This window comes from Halolactibacillus halophilus, assembly GCF_900115605.1.
GTDB lineage: Bacteria > Bacillota > Bacilli > Bacillales > Amphibacillaceae > Halolactibacillus > Halolactibacillus halophilus.
The window spans coordinates 15,698-37,601 of record NZ_FOXC01000016.1 but is presented as its reverse complement, the minus strand read 5'-3'; the positions used below and the strand labels follow the sequence as shown (position 1 = coordinate 37,601).

Here is a 21,904-nt window from a genome sequence, read left to right as displayed (position 1 = left end):
CTTAATAATTATCTGATAATTATGAGCTAGGTGTAAACTTTGTAACATAACTGTAATGAAATTAAAACGGTTTTGACACCTTTACGTGTTATACTGGCGTCACTGAGTAAATAAACGAAAGAATCTTGGTAACGTTTGCAATACGAGATTCTATAACTAATATATGACAAAATACGAAAAGAAATGAGTGAATGTCTGTGTTCGGTAAAAAAATTCTCGCAAGTCTCATCGTCTCATCTAGTCTGTTGTTTGCTTCACCATTGCTAAGTGATAGTGTTTCAGCAGAAACAGAAAGTGAGTTAAAACAAGAACGTGAAGAAGTCCAAGCAGAACTTGCTGAAAAGAAAGCAGAATTAGAAACGTTACAAGAAGAAATGGTTGAACTTGAAGATGAAATTGAACGTACCAATGAAGCGATTGAATTAAACGAAACAACCATTACTGAAACAACCGAAGCGATTGAAACATCACAAGCTGAAGTTAAAGCGTTAGAAGCAGACATTGCTGACTTAGAAGTAGACATTGAAAAACGTCGTGACATTTTAAAAGATCGTATGGTCGCATTACAAAAAAATGGTGGTACAGTGAGTTACATTGAAGTCATCTTTGGGTCTGATAGCTTTTTAGATTTTATTGAACGGGTTACGATGATCAATAAAATTACCCAGTCAGATCAAAAGCTATTAGATCAAATCAGTGATGCACAAGCTGAAGTAGAAACTAAGAAAAGTGACGTTGAAGCTAAATTAACCTCACTTGAAGAGACAATGGAAGAATTAGAATTGATGCAAGCACAACTTGAAAATCAAAAAGAACATCATCAGGATAATATTGATACTTTAACAGCGCAACAAGAAAAAAGCGAACAATTAGTGAGAGATTTAGAGCTTGAAACAAGTGACATTGATCGCATGATTGAAAATATTCGCGCACGTAATACTGAGTCGCAAGCATCGACAAGTAGCCCGTCGCAATATACACAATCATCATCATCATCGGCTGCACCAACGGTAAGTGCAGGCAGTGGTAATACAAGTAATATTATCTCAGCTGGTTACAAATATATTGGTAACTCAACGTATAAATTTGGTGGCGGACGATCACAGTATGACATTTCTCGTGGGTTATTTGATTGTTCAGGTTATGTGTCATGGGCATTTAGACAAGAAGGCATTCATATTCCAAGTAGTACATCAGGTCTACAGTACACAGGTACAAAAATAGCTTATAGCCAAATTCAACCAGGCGACATTGTTTTCTTTAATACGTATAAGACGAACGGTCACGTTGGTATTTATGTAGGTAACGGTAAATTCATCGGCTCTCAAACATCAACAGGTGTTGCAGTTGCTGATATGACCTCAGGTTACTGGGCAAGTAAATTTAGCGGCCATGTGCGTCGCGTTAATTAATAATGATATATCATGAAGCCGTAAGAGGTAATTGCTCTTACGGCTTCATTTTTGGTTGTACAATAGGGTTGAATCGAATCGTCTCTTCATGGCTCTATACTAAATGTGATGGAAGTGAAGGAAGTAGAAAGTCCGTCAGTAGATAGACAGCTAAAAAAGTAACCCCGCTCATAATAGAGTCGGGGTTGTTTAAGTTGAATAAATTTAGAATTAGTGCATTGGGTTACTTGGGAAGAAGATCGCAATTGTACCTGGTCCAGTATGTGAGCCAATAGCCGAACCGATCATACGAATCTCAACATCTCTCACGTCAAAACGTTCTTTGATTTGTTCAGCCAACATCTCAGCGTTGTCTAAACAATCACTATGACTGATGCCGATAATTTGATTTTTTAAATCAACACTGCGCTCTTCCATCATATCAAGGAGACGTTTATAAGCTTTTTTTGTGCCGCGAATTTTTTCAAGTGGAATCAATTTACCATCAGCTACATGAAGAATCGGCTTGATTTTAAGTAAGGTGCCCATAAAGGCTGCTGTTTTAGAAACACGTCCGCCACGGTAAAGGTATTCCAAATCATCTACCGTAAAAATATGTTCCATATGTTCCGCGTAATACTGACTTTGGGCAATGATTTGATCAATTGTTTGACCTGCGCTTGCAAGACGGGCAGCTTCTTTTACGATTAGACCGTAACCAAACGACGCACAAAGTGTATCAATGAGACGAATATCAGCTTCTGGATACTCATCGAGCACGGCTTCTTTTGCGATAGTAGCTGATTGATACGTACCTGATAACGCAGAAGAAAAGGCTAAGTAAAGACATGTATCATTGTTTTCTGCGCATTGTCTGAAGACGGCTTCAAATTGATCAGGTGTGACCTGTGATGTTTTTGGGCTGTGCCCTTCTCGCATTTGGTCATAGACCAATAGTGGTTCAATATTTTCACCATCTAAGTATGTCTCTTCATTTAGTAACACAGAAAGACTCACGCGCGTTATATTAAGTGATGAAAAGTCAGCTTGACTTAAGTCACTCGCTGAATCCGCGATAATTTTAACTGTCATACATATTCCCTCCTTAAGGACGAATGAAAAAGATTTGCATCCTATTACTATCTAGTTTATAGTGTAGGGTGGTGTTCGTCAAAGGTTTTTGGTGAATAAGTCAAAAGTGTAAAAATGAGTGAATCAGGGTAACAATTAATAGAGACTTATGTGTTTGTGAAATGATATGTTTAGGAGGGAATGTGCGTGTTTTTATTTGAAATGAAGCGAATTATCATCGTCATTATCGGTGCGCTAATTAATGCGGTAGCACTTAATTTTTTCTTCATTAGTGCTGATGTCTATGCGAGTGGTTTTACTGGGATAGCTCAACTCTTATCAACTGTGTTTAGTCAATTCTTCAATATTGATTTTATCTCCACGGGTATTTGGCTCTTACTCTTAAATATTCCTGTTTTCTTGATGGGGTGGTTTAAAGTAGGGAAACACTTTACCTTATACAGTATACTTTCTGTTGGTATGTCAACGTTCTTTTTAGAACTTATTCCCGTGTATAGTTTTTCTAATGATATTATGTTAAATGCGGTATTTGGCGGAGTGCTTGGAGGCTTTGCTGTTGGTATTACCTTAAAGTGGGGGGCGTCAACAGGTGGTTCTGATATTTTAGCAATGATTCTCTCACGGATGAAAGACCGTCCGATTGGCATGTATCTTATGGTTGTTAACGGGATTATTATCTTCTTCGCCGGCTTACTGAATGAACCAGAAAATGCGCTCTATACGTTACTTGCACTTTACGTTGCGACACGTGTGATTGATGGGATTCATACACGGCATGAGAAAGTGACCGCGATGATTGTCACGAAGAAAACAGACGAGTTATCTAGCGCCATCCATGAACAGGTTGTCAGAGGGATTACGATTCTTCCGGCAAGAGGGGCGTATACGAAAGAAGACAAATCCATGTTAGTGGTGGTGATCACCCGATATGAATTATACGATTTAGAGCGGATTATCCATGAAAAAGATCCAGAGGCATTTACAAATATTATACAAACAGCAGGGGTATTTGGTTTCTTTAGAAGAGAGCAGTAGTAAAAAAATCCAAGTTAATAATTTGCATAATTGTCAAACCGACACCATGTGGCGGGAAGTTGTATAAGGTTGTCGGTTCGATTGTTTATTAGCTATGTTACACTAAAGAGGAAATAAATACTATGTCACTACATAGGAAGAACATTACCTCCCCTAATGGCTATATTTCGACAATTCGGTAATGTAAAGGTAAAAGCTCGTGGCGCTTATGTCCCTCGAGCTTTTTTTCTGTCTAAAAAGAAGCAAACCACCAGGATGTTACTGAAGAATCTCCTGTAAGTATGCTACACTATACTAGAAAAAATATTATTTAAGAAATGGAGTAAACAGTTATGGGCAAACGCTTGAATTTATCCTATACACAAATCATGATGGTGATGACAGTTATAACGGTCATCATTTTCAGTTATCTATTTTTAAATAACCTTGCACCTTTTATCGGAATCAGTGTTGATGAAACAAGTGAACCAGATACCTACGTCATTACTGGCTTACATCGTTTGGGTTGGGGCAAAGCGGTTGGCCTATCAGAAGGGGACGTTATCGTGTCAGTCAACGAGGCTTCACCAGCTGAACATGATACGATTATAAGAAAACAGAAGATTGAACAAATAACCTCACTTACCATTGAACGAGATGATCGCTTACTGAGTTACCAGGTCCGATATGTCTCGGATATTTTCCTGCAATATTTCTTTTATTTAATACTGCCAAGTTTATATTTTTTAATTAGTATCGTGTTTGCCTATATTAATATTAAACGTCAAGATACCGGTTTAAGTACGCTACTGATTACCTTAACGATGTTTGTGGTTAGTCTCGCCTACAGTGCTTCGAGCTCGCAAATTAAATTTTATCCATTAGCTGAACTAATACTTATAATCAATTTTTTAATTGCACCCAGTGTGTTCTTTCATTTTATTTATCAATTTTTTAAAGAACGGTACGCGGTCTGGTTTAATTGGTGGATGGTACAGTCATTGTATTTATTTAGCGTGATCACCATTGTATTTTCATTATTCGTTTATGACAAACTGAATATTAATGACCTGATTTTAACGTCATTTAGTATTAGTGTGTTTTGGATTCTTGTCCAAATGATTAGTGGCTTAACCCAATTAAAAAAAGAATCGAATAAAGATACGTTGTATGGCCTGTTATATGCGATTGGTTTAGGGGTGCTTCCTTATATCTTCTTTTACATCATTCCTTATTTTGTAATTGGAGAAGGGATTATTCCATTTGAGTATGTGAATTTATTTTTCTTCTTTATTCCTATGGGGCTCATGTATATGATTTTAACAAATCAATTGTACTTACTGCGGGTACAGATTAAAAAGTTACCGTATTATTTGATCATATCGATTTTTTTAGCGACGGTGATTACGTTACTTCACTTAATGTTGTTTGAAAGTTCGTTCCAATTTAGAAAAGAGTTTAGTCTGTTTTCTTATACGTTGGTACTTATTTTAGGGTTGTTTTTTGCGAAGAAACAATTAGATCATTACTTTAAGCCGCAGTTATTTGTTTCAATCAATGATTTTCAAGCGAGCTATTATCGTTTTAGCACGCAACTTCAGACTCATCATACTAGGGGTGATGTGATTCAGAGTTTTGTGAGAGAAATAAAAGAGGTGATTCCACTTGAGCATTTCAAAGTGCTCAAGCACCGATCGATGTTGATGCCGACTAAAAAAACTGAAGGCTTACCGGCTCGGTATATTCCTTTACTCAATTATTATCTTAACCAACGTCTTGTGGTTGGTCGTCTCAACGGCCGCTTTGGTCTGTATGCGATACCGATAAATAATTATAAGGGTGAATTGTTTCTCTTTTTCTTTCAACCTAAACAAGCGTTAGATCAAGACCAACTCAACTACGTATCGACACTCGTGCAATTTGTGAATTTAGCATTGGAAAATAGAACGAGAATTGAAGACTTACTAGAAGAGCTTGAACAAGCAAAACATACCGAAAACATGGAATGGTTATCACGGCTGTTGTTTGAGTGGTCAGAAATTGAACGGAAACAACTCGCACTTGATTTACATGATACATTTTTACAAGATTTAATTGTATTAAAGCGTGACTTAGAAAGTTTACGTAAATCAAATACCAAAAGCATGGATGTATATAAGGGTATTGAAGAGCGGATGCAAGATATCATTTTTGATATAAGAGAAACAACACGTCATCTGTACCCAACGATTTTAGATGAAGTCGGTCTAATTGAAGCGATTAAAGAATTGATTGAAAAATTCGAACTACAGTGTAATAGTAAACTCGTTCTCGAGACAAATCTAGATGCAGACTTTTATCAATCACGCTTTATTCAACTTCTTGTTTACCGAGCCGTTCAAGAACTTTTAACAAATGCAAATAAACATGCGAAAGCAAGCAAAGTCAACTTAACGATTACGAATGAACAGACCGGCATGACGATTGATTATTTAGATGACGGGATTGGCGTCGATTTAGCACAAAAACAACCTGATGGTGCCCATCACTTAGGGTTATTCGCATTAAATGAACGTATAAAAAGTTTTAAAGGAACATTTACATTTAACTCGCAAGTTGGCGAGGGGGTAAAGGTACAGATTTATATTCCATATAGTTAGGAGTGAGCCGATGGCTTATCAAATATTACTCGTCGATGACCATAAAATCGTCGGGGAAGGTACGAAACGATTGTTAGAAGAAACCGGTGATTTAACGGTTGATTATGTATCATCGGGTGTAGCAGCGCTAGAAAAGATGATGGTATGTGATTACGACTTATTTATTGTTGATTTACATATGCCGGTGATGAATGGTATTGAACTGACTCAATGTATTAAAAGTGAACAGTCAAATGCGCGAATTCTTATTTATACGGGCTATGATACAACTGCCTACTTTAATAAATTAGTCCAACTCGGTGCGGTTGGTTTTATAAGTAAAAACTTCTCAAATGACCAACTGATTTATGCGGTGATGTGTGCCTTGAATGATTTAGCCGTGATTCCACAGGAGTGGCTGGATACTTTGAAACGTGATGGACAAAAAGTGATGGCGGGGAGTGGGGGGCGTGTCTCACTCACTGAAGTTGAACACGAGGTACTCCATTATGTTGAAAAGGGTTTCTCAAACGATGAGATTGCGGAAGAAATTCATGTGAGTAAGCGAACGGTAGAGCGATATTTAACAAAAATTTTCCAAAAACTGCACGTGACCTCTCGTGCTGATGCGATCGCAGAAGGAAAGCGATTAGGTATATTAGTTAAATTGGACTTTTAACAGGTTAAACAGACCGTGACAAGCGTCACGGTCTGTTTGTACTTCTTATATTAAGCTGTGTCAGATTCTCTATTCATCCCCAGCATAACCAAACGCAGTCATGAGCGCTGTCACTGCCGGAATTAATACTTCCCAGTCAGCATCTGGTTCTTTAATAATCGTAATAAACGTTTGAAACCCAAAAACATGATCAACCCCGTCAATGGTTAATAATTGATTCAGAATAAGGTAGTCACTTACATCTTTTTGATGAACAGGATAACTGTTTGTCCCGTCAAACATTTGGATGGGAGCAGTGAATTTCATTGCGAGAGGGTTAGGTGTCTTTTCAACTAAAATAGACATCGCATCACTCCTTTTCAAGGTTAAAATATGTTTCTAAAAATTGCGCAACACCGTTGTCGTCATTGGTTGTTGTGGTTTCATTAATAACCGTATTAAGGCAATCATTTCCATTGGCCATCTTGACACCAATGCCGGCATAATCTAACATTTCTAAATCATTATCTTCATCACCAAAAGCAATGACATTGGCTTGGTTAACATGGTAATAATGTGCAATCCGTTTTAATCCAACGGCTTTATTCATCCCTTGTCGGACAATTTCAATCATATTCCATGGAGCTCCCCAACGTCGATGTTCAATGACATCAGCATGGTCATCATCCAAGCGTTTACGCAAGGCGTCGATATGATCATCTTTTGGATGAATCAAGATCGAAGTAGGGTCACTTGTTAAACTGTTTTTCAAGCTACCAATTTTAATCGGATCATCTTCTTTTTGTGTATGCAGAATGGTCATAATCTCATCGTCATACCGGTCAAGATACACATCGTCTTTTACTTCTGCCATAATATTATTCACTTCAAACTCATAACACGTTTGAATGATTTTTTTGGCGGTTCGAAGCCCTAACGGTGAATGCAAGGCTTCCCAGTCTTTATTGGTTGGGTGGTGCAAGAGGGCCCCGTTAAAGTTCACCATGGGTGTATCCAGTCTGAGTTCATGATAATAATCAATACTTGCCCGGTGCGGTCGTCCAGTCGCAATCACGACGGTGTGACCGAGAGCACGTACTTTATCAATGGCGCGTTTATTTCTGTCACTGATTGTTTGGGTAGATGTTAATAAAGTTCCATCTAAATCCAAGGCAATTAAATGTTTTTTCATATAGTTTCACTCTCCACTTCTAGACATAAGTGTAAAGAAAAAAAGTGAACCTGTAAAGTAAATATCTCGTAACTCGTAAAAGGTTATAAGTGGAAGTAAAAAGTGAGACGTGATACAGTAGGAAGGAGAATAATTCATATCAAATCGCAGCTGAATGAAAGAGGGATCATTATGCACGTAGAAAAACTCCACTTAAATGACCAAAGCTTAACAGTATGTCAACCAGCGACAAATGATGGACGTCTGTTAGAAACCATTGTCTATTACCACGGTATTGGTGGTGAAGGCATTGATGAATTACCACTGGCCTATCAACTCGTGAGTCAAGGATACCGGGTGATTTTACCGGATGCATACTTACATAGTCAAACAGACCGCGTCGTTAGGTCAAAGCAGAACAGGCATTTTTTCGAGATCATTGATGTGACGAGTCAACGTCTGCCATTAATTTATGATTGGTTAAAAGAACAGACATGTGAGGATCACCCTGTTCTTCATGTCGGCGGCACAAGTATGGGGGGAATTATTACAGCGATAAGCCTGACCCAATACCCATTCATTCAACGAGCGGCGTTATTGATGGGGACAGCCAAACTCACTGATTTCTATTACTACATTACCGCAAGTATCAAAAACAGTGACTTTCCTCTGTCTAAAATAGAGGAACAACAGTTATTATCCCACATAGCCACGCGTGACTTAAGTCAAAATATCGATGCTTTAAATAACCGCGATTTATTCATTTGGCACGGAGAAGCAGATGATTACGTTCCGTTTGATTTAACCGAGCAATTCGTAGAAGATCTAACTGAATCAAAACGCTATCAGGGTCGTCTCACTTATATTAAAGAGCCGAATCAAGGACATAAAGTTAGCCGGTTAGCGAAAGAAAAATGTTGTGAATTTTTTAAGTATTAAGGTGAATAAGTAAAAGTTATTTAAATTTAATGAGAAATTGTATATACTAGATGTAAGTTTCTTAAACAAAAAGTTAAAAAAGATGGAGGGATGACCCAATGGATGAAGCGCTACAAGAAAACATGCTGGGGGCACTAGAAAATGTGATTGACCCTGAGCTAGGCATAGATATTGTGAATTTAGGGCTTATATATGGTGTCGAATTAAATGATGAAACAGCGGTTGTAACTATGACGTTAACGGCTATGGGATGTCCGCTTGCAGGACACATCGAAGCTGATGTGAAACGTGCACTAATGGAGTTGCCAGAAGTAAAAGAAACAGAAGTGAATATTGTCTGGTCACCGCCTTGGAGTAAAGACCGCATGTCTCGTTATGCGAAGATTGCTTTAGGTATTCCAGATTGATAAAAAAAGAGAACCGGTCATCGGTTCTCTTTTTTGTCGAGATAAATGAAACAGCTCAATGATCATTAATTAATGGTACAAAGCACAACTGGACAATGATCACAATTGATCGCTTGTTTGAGATGGTCTACATCGTGAATGATCAGTCGTTGATTCTGTTCACTAATCACCGCTTGTTTTTTTAAATCACTCAGCAATCGATTAACCGATTCACGCGATGTCGCACAAAAATTGGCGAGTTCTTGATGAGTGAATGATTTAATTAAGTGAATGCCATCAGGTTTTGTTTGACCATAACTATTACTTAAGCGAATTAAAGTTGAATAAAGCGCGCCTTTTTTGCCGTGTAAAACCAGATCGCGAAATTTCGTTTGATCCTTTCGATACATCAGTTGAGTATAATTGAGTAAATCAAGTAAGGCATCAGCGTCTTGTTTTAAGTCTTGCTTTAATTTGTCTTGTCTAAATACCGCTAAAGTAGCCTGTTCTGTTATTTTGGCATCAACGAGGTACTGTGTTGAGGCGTCGGTAACCAGCACTTCTCCAATTAAATCACCAGGACCTAAAAACCGCAACGATAATTCTCGGCCATCCGGTGTTGTTTTTGTAACGAGCACTTGTCCTGATTGAATTAAATACAGATCAGTGACAGTATCGCCTTGTCGAAATAAATACTGGTCTTTGGATAACTCTAGCGTATGATCAGGCTTATTAAAATAAGCTGTTGTCGCTTCATTAAGATAGTTAATATGCGGACAGGTTGGCAATGACAATCACCTCACTTAAATGTTAAAATGATTAATCGTGTCGGTCGTCCTATTACAAAATAAAAAATGCGAATGAGCCGACAACGAAACAATAAATTGAGAAATAAATTAAATTACCACGCTCCATAATGTTCATGAACCAGCGTAAAGAGAAGTACGTGGCTACAAGTGCGGCGACGAAGGCGACGGCGTAAGGGATAATCATTTCACCTGCACCTTCAGTAAATATATCTGATACTTTTAAAATAAAGGTTCCGAGTGACACGGGAATGTAAAGTAAGAAAGAAAAGCGTAAAGCCGTCTCTTGTTTCATACCGAGTAACATCGCCGCAACAATTGTTGCCCCGCTTCGACTGATACCTGGAATCAAAGCAACAGATTGACTTAATCCAACAATGATCGCATCTTTTAAGCTCAGGTCTCGATCTGACTTTTGACCTTTAAGATTCCGAATGATAAACAGGGCAATCCCCGTCACGATAAGAGTGAGACCAACCATACTCGCCCCTGCGAATGTTTCGGCAATCGCATCTTCAAATAAGAGACCAATCACACCAGCTGGAATCGTGGCGATCATTAAGTAAACAATAAAGAAGAAATCCTGCTTGACTGCAGGTGTCTTCTTTTCTTTGCTGAATAAGAAGGTTAAACCGTTAGTCGCGAGTCGAATAATATCTTGGCGATAAATGACTAAGACCGCAAGTAACGAAGCAAAGTTCACAAGAACCTCAAAAGTTAAACTCTCGAGTTTTAAGTTAAATAAATCTTGAATAATGACCAAGTGGCCACTTGATGAAATTGGGATCGGTTCTGTTAAACCTTGGACTAAACCGAAAAACAAATAAAACAAAACTAATGAAACAATCGTCATAATTACTCCTCCATCATTGTCACATGTTTTGGCCCTGTTAGCTCTGAATCTGTAGGAAACAAATCATATGATACCTCACTATTATAATTATAAATTTTCACCTTTCACCCTTGTTGTATCTAAAATAAAAAAAGTGTAAAACAAGATACAAACTTATGGACTCTTATTGGATTATTATTTTAATCAAAAAAGCCAAAGCTTACTAGCTTTGGCCTTTGACTAAAATAATCATCTCTAGCGCTAGTCTTCAATATACTTCTCGCCAATAAAGAAGCCGATGAGTGTAAATACAGCCGTCAAAATTAAGACTGGCCACCATTCAAATGACGAGCCTGCCATGCTTGATAAAACATAACCAAGAAGAACAGAAATAAAAAATGACCAAACCATTAAAATAATTACCCGCATGTTGTCACCTCATTTATATAAAGATTATAACTAATATATTCTAGCAAACTTTCAGCTAAAATGAAATGATTCGAACCAACAATTTGACTTGTTTCGAAAGAAAACGAGAGAAATTCTATAAAAGAACTTGATTTAAACGTGATTATTATATATATTAGTACCAAGTCTTAATATTTGATTATAAAAATAATGATTACCACTAAGCGAGGAGTATATAGATATGACAGCTGGAATTTTAGGATTGGGTCATTACGTGCCTGAACGCGTCATGACAAATAAAGATTTAGAACAACTTGTTGAAACATCAGATGAATGGATTCAATCACGTACAGGTATTGAAACGAGACATATTGCGAGTGAGGAAGAAGAAACATCAGATCTTGCTTATGAAGCGAGTGTGCGTGCATTAAATGATGCAGGGGTGAGCGGGGAGGAACTTGATTTAATTTTAGTCGCAACGATTACGGGCGATATGGCGTTTCCATCTGTCGCTTGTCAACTACAGAAGCGCCTCGGGGCAAAAAAAGCAGCGGCTATGGATGTTGGGGCGGCTTGTGCGGGCTTTATGTACGGTATGATTACAGCGGCACAGTTTATTGAAAATGCTGGTTATGAAAAAGTATTAGTCGTTGGGGCAGAGAAATTATCAAAAATTACCGATTGGACAGATCGTAATACATGTGTTTTATTCGGTGATGGTGCTGGCGCTTGTGTGATGGGGAAAGTAAGTACTGGTTTTGGTGTTAAATCATTCGAACTTGGGGCGGATGGTACGGGTGATACAGCTTTGTATCAAGAAAATGAATTGATTCGTATGAATGGCCGGGAAGTCTTTAAGTTTGCGGTCCGCCAAATGCCTGAATCAAGTGAGAATGTTGTCTTAAAAGCTGGACTATCGAAAGATGATGTCGACTTTTTAGTCCCTCATCAGGCGAATGTGCGTATTATGGAAGCGGCCCGAACACGGTTAGATATTCCAAAAGAAAAGATGGCTTATTCTATTAATAAGTACGGTAACACATCAGCCGCGTCGATTCCGATTGCGTTATCAGAAGAAGTACAGAATAACAAAATTAAATCTGGAGACAACGTTGTATTAGTTGGCTTTGGTGGAGGTCTTACGTGGGGCGCTGTCTTATTGACATACGGAAAGTAACCACAAATATAGTGAAAAAAATGAAGTGAAATGAAAATAACATAATTCGAGAGTAAAGGATGAATAAAAGAATGACGAAAAATCGTGTAGTGATTACAGGTATGGGTGCAATGACACCGATTGGCTCTACAATAGAAGCGTTATGGTCGAATTTACTTGCCGGTGTGAGCGGGATTGGACCACTTACAAAGGTTAATCCAGATGATTTTCCTTCAAAAGTTGGTGCGGAATTAACAGATTTTGATCCTACGCAGTATATGAATAAAAAAGATGCGAAGCGAATGGATTTATTCACACAATATGCTCTTGCGGCGGCTAAAGTTGCCGTTGAAGATGCAAAACTTAACATCGATGAGTCGAATGCTGAACGTGTCGGTGTGTGGGTTGGTTCTGGTATCGGAGGATTAACAACGTATGAAGAACAATTCCATAAATTTGTTGATAAAGGTTATCGCCGCGTGAGTCCGTTTCTTGTGCCAATGTTAATACCAGATATGGCAGCGGGTCAGATTTCGATTCATTTAGGTGCAAAAGGCATCAACTCTTGTACAGTGACAGCTTGTGCAACTGGAACGAATTCAATTGGCGATGCCTTTAAAGTGATTGAGCGTGGTGATAGTGATGTGATGATCACAGGAGGTGCAGAAGCACCGATTACGAATTTGGCTGTGGCCGGTTTTGCCAGCGCCAAGGCGCTATCATCTAATCCTGATCCTAAGACAGCCAGTCGACCGTTTGATCAAAATCGTGACGGTTTTGTCATTGGTGAAGGTGCCGGTATTCTTGTGTTAGAATCCCTTGAACATGCGAAAAAGCGCGGAGCAAAGATCTATGCAGAAATTGTAGGGTATGGTGCAGCGGCAGATGCGTATCATATCACTGCACCCGCACCACACGGTGAAGGTGCTCGGCGCGCGATGCTTCAAGCGATTCATGATGCTGGCATTACACCGTCAGACATTGATTATATTAATGCCCACGGAACGAGTACGCCACTAAATGATAAATTTGAAACTGAAGCCATTAAAGACGCTTTCGGTGACCATAGCCGACAGGTGCTTATCTCATCAACAAAATCAATGACAGGTCACTTGTTGGGTGCAGCAGGTGCGGTTGAGGCGATTGCATCAATTAAAGCCATCACGGATAGTGTTATTCCACCAACCATAAACCTAGAGACACCAGATCCAGATTGTGATTTAGATTATGTAGCGAATACAAAACGTGAAAAAGTCATTCACTATGCCTTAAGTAATTCACTTGGCTTTGGTGGACATAATGCGTGTCTAGTCTTTAAAAAATACAACGATTAATGCCCTTATTTTTTTAATAATATTTAAAGCTAGTGCTAGCTTTTGCTTTGCCTTAAGCAGAAGCTGGCACTTTTAGCGTGATAGAGTTACTTCAATAACTTCTGATTTAAGCATTTTTTGTTTATGTGAAATAGAAAAACGGATCTAGAGTTAGCCTCAAGATCCGTTTTTTAATCGTTTAAAATACGTGATTATTTTCTTTTGACGACCCGGCCAAGACCCATCGCTTTTTTGGCTTTTGCTAAGGTTTTATTCGCAACGCGATTAGCGGTGTCACGTCCCTGGTCAAGCACTTCATCTAAAGTATCAGAGTCAATCAATTCATAATACCGTTGCTGAATCGGCTCAAGAACAGTTACAACCGCATCAGCGACATCTTGTTTAAATTGACCATAACCAATATTTTCGTATTGTTTTTCCAGGTCCTTTATTGGGGTGTTGGTTACACTGGAAAGGATAGTGAGTAAATTAGAAATACCTGGCTTTTCAACAGGATCAAACCGAACGATACCTTCAGAATCAGTCATCGCACTTTTAATTTTCTTAATGATTTTTTTCGGTTCATCTAACATATAGATGGTTGCTTTTTGATTCGCATCAGATTTACTCATCTTCTTTGTTGGTTCTTGTAGTGACATAATCCGAGCGCCGACTTCAGAAATTTTCACTTCAGGTACAGTGAAAATATCATTATATTTACGGTTAAATCGCTCAGCTAAGTCCCGCGTTAATTCCAAGTGTTGCTTTTGGTCATTTCCAACGGGTACATGATTGGTATTGTAAAGAAGTATGTCCGCTGCCATTAGTGGCGGGTAAGTAAGAAGAGCAGAAGGTACGCCTTCTTTTCCGGCTGATTTATCTTTAAATTGTGTCATCCGTTCTAATTCGCCAATATAGCTTTGCGTTTGCATAATCCACCCGAGTTGAGTATGGGCTGGCACTTCTGATTGAATAAACAGTGTCGCTTTATCCGGGTTAATGCCGCTCGCAAGATAAAGAGCCGCTAACGAGCGGATATTTTCACGTAACTTTAGTCTGTCTTGTGGTACGGTAATCGCATGTTCATCGACAATACAGAAATAACATTCATAATCCTCCTGTAATTCAACGAATTGCTTCATCGCGCCTAAATAGTTCCCGAATGTGAGTGTGCCACTGGGTTGAATACCTGAAAAAATAGTTTCCATCATTGTTCACCTGTCCTTTAAAATTTAGTAATCGTTACAAAGTAAAAACATTACAAGATTTAAACACAAAAAAACATGCCTAAAAGGATTCAAGGGACGACTTAACCGCGGTACCACCCTTGTTACCTCTAAATGCATGAGATCAACTTATCTGTTAACGCCAGAAATACGGTGTATAAACGAGACATGTTCAAAAGTTCCCACATTATTATCCTCAAAACACCTGCTTCCACCGTCCAGGCTCGCTCTCATTTGAGTAAGATAATAAACCAACTTTATCTCTACACGTTTCACTATATACGTCATTAATGTTTCAATGACAAGATTATAGCATAACCGTTTGAAAAAGGAAATAACCTAAATCTGAAAGTAAGTAATTTAGTTAATACAAACATAAAACTATAAAACTAAAAAAGTAGTTGTGTATATTTTCACAATATGTTATAGTCATATTTGAAAAGGGGATGAGTCAATGACAAAACAACATGAGATTCGTAGACAAGATAAGTTAAATATTGATTACGACAGAGGGCTAGAAAATTTACCGGTAGTGAAAAATGCTGATACACGCGCAAACTATGCTGATATGTTTAAAGCATTTGGAGATGAAACTCGGTTGAAATTGATTAGTTTTTTAACGGTAGCACCTGCTTGTCTCTGTGAAATGGTCGATGCTTTAGGTATTGCTAATTCAACCATTACCCACCATTTAAAATTATTGGAGCGTGGGGGCGTTGTTCAAAAAGAAAAAATCGGAAAATTCACGGTTTATCAATTAACAGATGCGACGTTGGTTCATCACCTGCTTGAGTTATTAACAGAAGGGAAGAGGTGTGAATAGTGGTTATCTTTCAGTGGATCAATGACCAATTATTTAAAATGACCTGGTTATTTGAAACAGTCGAATGGTTAGTAGAAGATGTCTTCGGTTTGGCGATGACGACTCGCATTGGTGAGAGTGTGCACTTCTTTATATATGATACAGTTAAAATCTTTATTTTATTAACTGCGGTGATTTTCTTAATTTCTTATATCCAAAGTTATTTTCCACCCGAGCGAACAAAACAATTACTCGGGAATGTAAAAGGCTTTCTAGGTTATGTAACGGGCGCGCTACTCGGTACGCTAACACCGTTTTGTAGCTGTTCTAGTATCCCGATTTTTATTGGATTCACATCAAGTGGTTTACCGGTTGGGGTGACGTTTAGTTTTCTAATATCGTCACCGATGGTCGACTTGGCGTCATTTATTATGTTAATGAGTTTCTTCGGGTTTCAGTTTTCGATTATTTACGTTGTCGTGGGCTTAATACTCGCAATTGTAGGTGGGTATATAATTGACCGGTTTAATCTCGGGCGTGATATCGTGCGCTACAATACCGCAATGGCTAAACCGATTGATGAATTAACAGTAAAAGATCGAATGGATTTCTCTATCGAACAAGTGAAAGATATCTTCAAGCGGGTGTGGCTATATGTGTTGGGAGGCGTACTTATCGGTGCACTGATTCATAACTGGATTCCAGAAAGTTATATTACCGCTATCTTGGGAGAAGATAATCCATTTGCGGTGGTGATTGCGACCTTGATTGGTATGCCGATCTATGCTGACATATTCGGGACGTTACCTATTGCTGAAGCACTGCTTGCTAAAGGTGTTAGCGTGGGTACGATTCTAAGTTTTATGATGTCAGTTGTTGCGCTATCACTGCCATCACTGATTATGCTTAGTAAAGTAGTTAAAGGCAGGTTAATGATTGCCTTTGTTTCAATTATGTTTACGGGTATTATTTTGATTGGTTACTTGTTTAATCTTCTGAATATCTGAACCAACTGTGTCTAGTTATGCGGGCAAGTAACTAAAAAACTATATAATAGAAGGAGAATGACAAATGAACATTAAAATTTTAGGACCAGGCTGTAAAAATTGTACGAAATTAATGGCGAATACAGAAGCGGCCGTCAAAGAGTTAAACATTGAAGCTACACTCGAAAAGGTAGAGGATTATGCAGAAATTGCCCGACTCGGCGTATTAAAGACGCCAGGTCTAGTGATTGATGATGAAGTAGTTAGTCAAGGAAAGGTCATTGCTGCCAAATCGATTAAGCAGTTGATTTCAGATCGAGCGTAAAGATTTAAAAAGTATTTAAAAATTAGCTAGATGCACGACGACTAAGTGACTCAAAATAAACAAGCGAGATCCTAAAACATCAGGATCTCGCTTGTTTATTTTTAAGGTTGTTAAAGGAGCTAAAAGGTTAGATAAACAGCTAACAGTAGAATGTTAAAAACAAGAAACAGTCCTGTTTGATATTTAAAGAAAGTAATCACCGGTTGATTGATTTTTTCTGAGACAGGTTCGAAGGCTGTGTCCATTGAGCCGGGGCGCTTTTTACTTCTAAACACACGGTGCATCCCGTACATAAACCCGTCAAAAAAGCGTGCATGAAGTGTTGTGAGTGATAAATAGACAACGAGATGAAATAAAAAGACGTACGTAATGATATTAAATAGTGTTAAAAATACGTCACCCTCGATCAAACTATAAACCAATAACCCGAGTAGTTGTAATAAAAATGCAATGAAATGTATGTAATTTTTCATTCTTTCCCTCCATATTCAATAAAACTAGACTCATTATACCACAAGAAATTGTTCGTAAAAAGAAAACGAATAAGTGGAGTGTAAAATGGTTATCCCTTGTCGGCATTGAACTTATGCAAGAGATAGATGGGTGACGCCAATATATTCAAATTCAAACCCGAACATTGAATGGTAAAAAAGAACTATTTTATTTTTTGTAAAAGTTGTTATATCAACACTTTTGATATTGTATGTTTATAATTTTCTAAAAAATCAGTGCATTATTCAGAAAAAGGTAGTATAATTCAAATTGCAGTACAATTCATCTGCGAAATATTTAGAAAATTAAAAAATAGGGGAGGTCTTTCCAAGATGAAGAAAAAGAGCTTATTGCTGCTAATCTTAGGATTAGTCATGAGTATGTTTTTAGTTGCGTGTGGTGGAGATGATACATCAGACAGCGACAATAGTGGAAATGATGGAGGTTCTGATACTGAGCAAGATGATTCAGGTAATGATGATTCAACTTCAGGTGATGCAGAACAAGTATTAAACTTAATGGAAGGGTCACAGATTCCAACAATGGACTCTGTAATGGCAACGGATGCAGTTGCATTCCAATGGTTAAATGAAACAATGGAAGGTCTTTATCGTTTAGATGAAAACACAACACCAGTTCCAGCGATTGCTGATGGTGATCCGGTTGTTTCAGAGGACGGTACAGAGTGGACAGTTACATTACGCGAAGATGCTGTATGGTCAAATGGTGACCCAGTAACAGCACATGACTTCGTATTTGCATGGCGCCGTGCCGTGAATCCTGAAACTGGTTCTGAATACGGTCCATTCATGATGAACGGTGTTGTTAAAAATGCCGAAGCTATCTCAAATGGCGAAGCAGAAAAAGAAGAATTAGGTATTGAGGCAACAAGCGATTATGAACTTAAAATTACGCTTGAAAAGCCAGTACCATACTTCCACAGTTTATTAACATTTGGTACGTATTTACCTCAGAACGAGGCATTCGTTACTGAAATGGGATCAGATTACGCACTTAACTCAGAAAACTTACTTTACAATGGTCCTTTCATATTAACTGAATGGAATCCAACAGGTGAAAATGCTAACCAATGGACACTTGTTAAAAATGATGACTACTGGGATAAAGATAATGTAAAATTAGAAAATATCAATGTAAGTATTGTAAAAGAGACTAGTACTGGTGTAAACTTATACAATACGGGAGAAGTTGACCGCGCAGGTTTATCTGCTGAGTATGTAGCACAGTACGCAGGTACTGAAGATTACAGAACACTTGGTGAAGCGGTATTATTCTACTTGAAGTTTAACCATGACAACGAATTCTTATCAAACGTTAATGTACGTAAAGCAATTTCGATGACAATTGGCAAGCAAGGTCTTGTTGATGTTATCTTAGCAAATGGCTCATTAGTTTCAAATGGTGCCGTACCATCAAGCTTTACTTCTCACCCAGATACTGGTGAAGATTTCCGTGAAATTAATGGAGATTTAATCGTAGAAGATAAAGAAGCGGCAAAAGAGTACTGGGCAACAGCACTTGAAGAACTTGGAACAGATACTGTAGAGCTTGGTTACCTTGGTGGTGACAGTGAAGTAGCTCAAGAAATGGATTCTTATATTAAGAATCAACTTGAAGGAAACTTAGACGGTTTAACAGTTGAAGTAACATCAGTACCATTTGAAGAACGTATTTCACGTGATGAAAATAGTGAATATGATATCCAAAACTCTGGTTGGGGTCCTGATTACCTTGATCCAAGTACATGGTTAAACATGTGGACATCAGATTCACCTTACATGACAATGAACTACAACAATGAAGAATACGATACATTAATTCATGAAGCAAATAATGAATTGATTACAGATTTAACAGCACGCTATGACAACTTCTTAGAGGCTGAGAAAGTATTAATGGATGATGCAGCTATTGCACCTCTATACCAACGTTCTCGTGCATATCTATGGCGTCCATCTGTAAAAGGTGTTATTTCTAACCCAATGGGAGCAGATTTCACATATAAATACGCTTTTATTGAATAGTAAAAAATAACAACCGCGGAAGGCCAAGACTTGTTCTTGGAAGAGAGTGTACTGCCCTTACGGGCATATACTCTCTTTTTCCGTGTTAAGGAAAAGTTTGAATTGTTTGAACTTTCTTGTAGAATAATCAATAAGATTGATTAGGAGGGAAATTTATGGGTAAGTACATTGCAAAACGAGCAGGATACATGCTGATTACTTTATTTATTATCGCCACATTTTCATTTATCCTCATGAAGTTGCTCCCAGGTTCTCCGCTAACTGCCGAACAAAAGGTGACAGCCGCACAACGTGCGATCATTGAAGCGAAGTATGGATTAGATCAACCAATTTTAATTCAGTATTTCAAATATATCGGTAACTTAGTGCAAGGTGATCTAGGAGTATCTTTCCAACTGAAAAACCAACCTGTAACTAAAATTCTAATGGCCGGTGTTCCCGTATCCGCGCAATTAGGTATTTGGGCGTTATTTATTGGAACGTTCTTTGGTATGTTATTAGGATTATTGGCATCAATTAAACACAATACGGTTTTTGATTATGGAGCAAACATTATCTCCGTATTAGGGATTTCTATCCCGTCGTTTATTTTTGCAGGATTACTGCAATACTTTGTCGGAGTGAAATTGGGCTGGCTTCCGATTGCATTCTGGGGTACACCACAGCAAATGATTATGCCAATCATTTCGCTTTCGATTTTCCCAATGGCCATTTCTTCACGTTTCCTACGGACAGAAATGATAGAGGTATTGGGATCAGACTATATGGTTACAGCGAAAGCGAAAGGTGTATCGAATTTCGCATTAGTTTTCAAACATGCGTTACGTAATGCATTGATTCCACTGATTACTGTCATGGGACCAATGGCTGTTAGTTTAATGACAGGGACACTTGTTATTGAACAAATTTTCTCTGTTCCCGGTTTAGGGGAGCAATTTACACGTGGGGTATTAACAAATGACTATTCAATTATTATGGGAACAACGCTATTCTTTGCGTTTTTCTTCATCCTAGTTATTTTAATTATCGATTTACTTTACGGTATTGTCGATCCACGTATCCGTCTATCTGGAGGTGAGGATTGATGAGTAACGAACCAAATAAAGATTTGTTTGTCATGGCAGAAGACCGTGAAGATACAAGTGAGAAAATTAATCGCCCAAGTCTTACCTTCTGGCAAGACTCTTGGATTCGGTTAAGAAAAAATAAAGGTGCCTTGTTTGGCATGATTGTATTGATTTTAATTGTGTTAATGGCACTGTTAGGTCCAGTCTTTAGTTCACACGGGCTGGATGATCAAGATTTATCTCTTTCTAGAATGCATCCTAAGATTCAAGGATTAGAAAATATCTCTTGGCTAGGTCTTGATGGAAAAAACTATCAAGAGTTTGAAGCAGAAACACTTGAATTAGCAGATCAACGTGCGCTCGCGCGTTTCCAACAACCTGACATGGAATTTATTGAAGCAGATGTAAAACAAGAACCGAACAGTGAAACAGGTGAACCAGCGGTTGTTAAGTATGCGTTTGATAAATATGCAGCTCAAGGTGTAGAAGAATATTATTGGTTTGGTACCGATACACTTGGCCGTGACTTATTTACTCGTGTCTGGTTAGGTACGCGTATTTCCTTACTGATTGCCTTTGTCGCAGCCTTTATTGATATGCTTGTTGGGGTTGCTTATGGTGGTATTTCCGCTTACTTTGGTGGACGTACCGATACAATCATGCAGCGTATTATTGAAGTCTTAGTTGGTATTCCAAACTTAGTTGTTGTTATTTTGATGATTATGATTTTAGACCCTGGTATTGTCGCGATTATTATCGCTCTCACCATTACTGGCTGGACAGGGATGGCCCGAATAGTTCGTGGTCAAGTTTTAAAACTTAAAGGTCAAGAGTTTGTGCTGGCGTCTCGAACACTAGGTGCGAGCCATACGCGAATTTTGACAAAACACTTAATTCCAAACACAATTGGTTTAATTATTATCAACGCGATGTTTACAATTCCGAATGCGATCTTCTTTGAAGCGTTCTTAAGCTTTATTGGTTTAGGTTTACAAGCACCGGATACATCGCTCGGTACATTAATTAATGATGGATTTAAAGCACTTCAAGTAAATCCATACATCATGATTTTCCCTGCGATCGTTATGTCACTCATCATGATTGGATTTAATATCCTTGCTGATGGTTTACGTGATGCACTCGATCCGAAAATGAGAGAATAGGAGGTAGAAAAAAT

At 38.2% G+C, this 21,904-nt stretch carries 22 protein-coding genes; 14 read left to right on the top strand and 8 right to left on the bottom strand.

The window, feature by feature from the left end; translation table 11 throughout:
* Nucleotides 1–197: 197 nt before the first annotated feature.
* A complete protein-coding gene (locus BM098_RS13915) occupies nucleotides 198–1,412 on the top strand; it encodes a coiled-coil domain-containing protein (RefSeq protein ID WP_089831875.1) in 1,215 nt (404 codons plus the stop codon).
* 210 nt (nucleotides 1,413–1,622) lie between these two features.
* On the opposite strand, the gene BM098_RS07200 is transcribed toward BM098_RS13915, so the two are convergent.
* Entirely contained in the window at nucleotides 1,623–2,483 is an 861-nt protein-coding gene (locus tag BM098_RS07200) for a DegV family protein (protein WP_089831873.1), read from the bottom strand.
* A gap of 186 nt (nucleotides 2,484–2,669) precedes the next feature.
* On the opposite strand from BM098_RS07200, the gene BM098_RS07195 reads away from it, so the two are divergent.
* From BM098_RS07195 to BM098_RS07185, 3 genes are all read left to right on the top strand, one after another.
* Entirely contained in the window at nucleotides 2,670–3,518 is an 849-nt protein-coding gene (locus BM098_RS07195; RefSeq protein ID WP_089831871.1) for a YitT family protein, read from the top strand.
* Between the two features lie 332 nt (nucleotides 3,519–3,850).
* The gene (locus BM098_RS07190; protein ID WP_089831869.1) at nucleotides 3,851–6,136 is read left to right on the top strand and encodes a sensor histidine kinase; all 2,286 of its coding nucleotides are present in this window, start codon (nucleotides 3,851–3,853) and stop codon (nucleotides 6,134–6,136) included.
* 10 nt (nucleotides 6,137–6,146) lie between these two features.
* Entirely contained in the window at nucleotides 6,147–6,794 is a 648-nt protein-coding gene (locus BM098_RS07185; protein ID WP_089831867.1) for a response regulator transcription factor, read from the top strand.
* A 69-nt stretch (nucleotides 6,795–6,863) separates the two neighbouring features.
* Here BM098_RS07185 and BM098_RS07180 read toward each other — a convergent pair whose 3' ends face one another.
* Both BM098_RS07180 and BM098_RS07175 read right to left on the bottom strand, forming a co-directional pair.
* The gene (locus BM098_RS07180; RefSeq protein WP_089831866.1) at nucleotides 6,864–7,139 is read right to left on the bottom strand and encodes a NifU N-terminal domain-containing protein; all 276 of its coding nucleotides are present in this window, start codon (nucleotides 7,137–7,139) and stop codon (nucleotides 6,864–6,866) included.
* A 4-nt stretch (nucleotides 7,140–7,143) separates the two neighbouring features.
* On the bottom strand, nucleotides 7,144–7,965 hold the full coding sequence (locus BM098_RS07175; protein WP_089831864.1) for a Cof-type HAD-IIB family hydrolase: 822 nt from the start codon (nucleotides 7,963–7,965) through the stop codon (nucleotides 7,144–7,146).
* Between the two features lie 171 nt (nucleotides 7,966–8,136).
* On the opposite strand from BM098_RS07175, the gene BM098_RS07170 reads away from it, so the two are divergent.
* Nucleotides 8,137–8,883, top strand: a complete 747-nt coding sequence (locus BM098_RS07170; protein WP_089831861.1) for a prolyl oligopeptidase family serine peptidase — start codon at nucleotides 8,137–8,139, stop codon at nucleotides 8,881–8,883.
* A 98-nt stretch (nucleotides 8,884–8,981) separates the two neighbouring features.
* Nucleotides 8,982–9,290 carry a metal-sulfur cluster assembly factor gene (locus BM098_RS07165; RefSeq protein ID WP_089831859.1) on the top strand — a complete coding sequence of 103 codons (309 nt, stop codon included), beginning with the start codon at nucleotides 8,982–8,984 and terminating at the stop codon, nucleotides 9,288–9,290.
* A 65-nt stretch (nucleotides 9,291–9,355) separates the two neighbouring features.
* Here the strand turns inward: BM098_RS07165 and BM098_RS07160 are convergent, their stop codons facing one another.
* The 3 genes from BM098_RS07160 to BM098_RS07150 all read right to left on the bottom strand — a co-directional run bounded on the left by BM098_RS07160 (nucleotide 9,356) and on the right by BM098_RS07150 (nucleotide 11,336).
* Nucleotides 9,356–10,057: a Crp/Fnr family transcriptional regulator gene (locus BM098_RS07160; RefSeq protein WP_089831857.1), complete on the bottom strand. Its 702-nt coding sequence runs from the start codon at nucleotides 10,055–10,057 to the stop codon at nucleotides 9,356–9,358.
* Nucleotides 10,058–10,109: 52 nt separating this feature from the next.
* The gene (locus tag BM098_RS07155) at nucleotides 10,110–10,928 is read right to left on the bottom strand and encodes an undecaprenyl-diphosphate phosphatase (protein WP_089831855.1); all 819 of its coding nucleotides are present in this window, start codon (nucleotides 10,926–10,928) and stop codon (nucleotides 10,110–10,112) included.
* Nucleotides 10,929–11,168: 240 nt separating this feature from the next.
* Nucleotides 11,169–11,336 (bottom strand): DUF2929 family protein, encoded by a 168-nt coding sequence (locus tag BM098_RS07150; protein ID WP_082394462.1) that lies wholly within the window; start codon nucleotides 11,334–11,336, stop codon nucleotides 11,169–11,171.
* 220 nt (nucleotides 11,337–11,556) lie between these two features.
* Here BM098_RS07150 and BM098_RS07145 point away from each other — a divergent pair, with 220 nt between their 5' ends.
* A complete protein-coding gene (locus BM098_RS07145; protein WP_089831853.1) occupies nucleotides 11,557–12,492 on the top strand; it encodes a beta-ketoacyl-ACP synthase III in 936 nt (311 codons plus the stop codon).
* A 71-nt stretch (nucleotides 12,493–12,563) separates the two neighbouring features.
* Nucleotides 12,564–13,805: a beta-ketoacyl-ACP synthase II gene (gene fabF, locus BM098_RS07140; protein WP_089831851.1), complete on the top strand. Its 1,242-nt coding sequence runs from the start codon at nucleotides 12,564–12,566 to the stop codon at nucleotides 13,803–13,805.
* A gap of 191 nt (nucleotides 13,806–13,996) precedes the next feature.
* Here fabF and trpS read toward each other — a convergent pair whose 3' ends face one another.
* Nucleotides 13,997–14,992, bottom strand: coding sequence for a tryptophan--tRNA ligase (gene trpS, locus BM098_RS07135; RefSeq protein WP_089831849.1), 996 nt, complete (start codon nucleotides 14,990–14,992; stop codon nucleotides 13,997–13,999).
* A 472-nt stretch (nucleotides 14,993–15,464) separates the two neighbouring features.
* Between trpS and BM098_RS07130 the strand changes: the two genes are divergently transcribed.
* The 3 genes from BM098_RS07130 (at nucleotide 15,465) to BM098_RS07120 (ending at nucleotide 17,123) form a co-directional block, all read left to right on the top strand.
* The gene (locus BM098_RS07130; protein ID WP_089831847.1) at nucleotides 15,465–15,833 is read left to right on the top strand and encodes an ArsR/SmtB family transcription factor; all 369 of its coding nucleotides are present in this window, start codon (nucleotides 15,465–15,467) and stop codon (nucleotides 15,831–15,833) included.
* Nucleotides 15,833–16,819 carry a permease gene (locus BM098_RS07125; protein WP_200795837.1) on the top strand — a complete coding sequence of 329 codons (987 nt, stop codon included), beginning with the start codon at nucleotides 15,833–15,835 and terminating at the stop codon, nucleotides 16,817–16,819. The genes BM098_RS07130 and BM098_RS07125 overlap by 1 nt, the downstream gene beginning before the upstream one ends.
* 64 nt (nucleotides 16,820–16,883) lie before the next feature.
* On the top strand, nucleotides 16,884–17,123 hold the full coding sequence (locus BM098_RS07120) for a thioredoxin family protein (protein WP_089831845.1): 240 nt from the start codon (nucleotides 16,884–16,886) through the stop codon (nucleotides 17,121–17,123).
* Nucleotides 17,124–17,242: 119 nt separating this feature from the next.
* Here the strand turns inward: BM098_RS07120 and BM098_RS07115 are convergent, their stop codons facing one another.
* Nucleotides 17,243–17,596: a DUF3899 domain-containing protein gene (locus BM098_RS07115; protein WP_089831843.1), complete on the bottom strand. Its 354-nt coding sequence runs from the start codon at nucleotides 17,594–17,596 to the stop codon at nucleotides 17,243–17,245.
* A 351-nt stretch (nucleotides 17,597–17,947) separates the two neighbouring features.
* Here BM098_RS07115 and BM098_RS07110 point away from each other — a divergent pair, with 351 nt between their 5' ends.
* The 3 genes from BM098_RS07110 (at nucleotide 17,948) to opp3C (ending at nucleotide 21,890) form a co-directional block, all read left to right on the top strand.
* A complete protein-coding gene (locus BM098_RS07110; protein WP_089831841.1) occupies nucleotides 17,948–19,660 on the top strand; it encodes a peptide ABC transporter substrate-binding protein in 1,713 nt (570 codons plus the stop codon).
* Nucleotides 19,661–19,815: 155 nt separating this feature from the next.
* Nucleotides 19,816–20,745, top strand: coding sequence for an ABC transporter permease (locus tag BM098_RS07105; protein WP_089831839.1), 930 nt, complete (start codon nucleotides 19,816–19,818; stop codon nucleotides 20,743–20,745).
* On the top strand, nucleotides 20,745–21,890 hold the full coding sequence (opp3C, locus tag BM098_RS07100; protein ID WP_089831836.1) for an oligopeptide ABC transporter permease: 1,146 nt from the start codon (nucleotides 20,745–20,747) through the stop codon (nucleotides 21,888–21,890). The genes BM098_RS07105 and opp3C overlap by 1 nt, the downstream gene beginning before the upstream one ends.
* Nucleotides 21,891–21,904 lie beyond the last annotated feature (14 nt).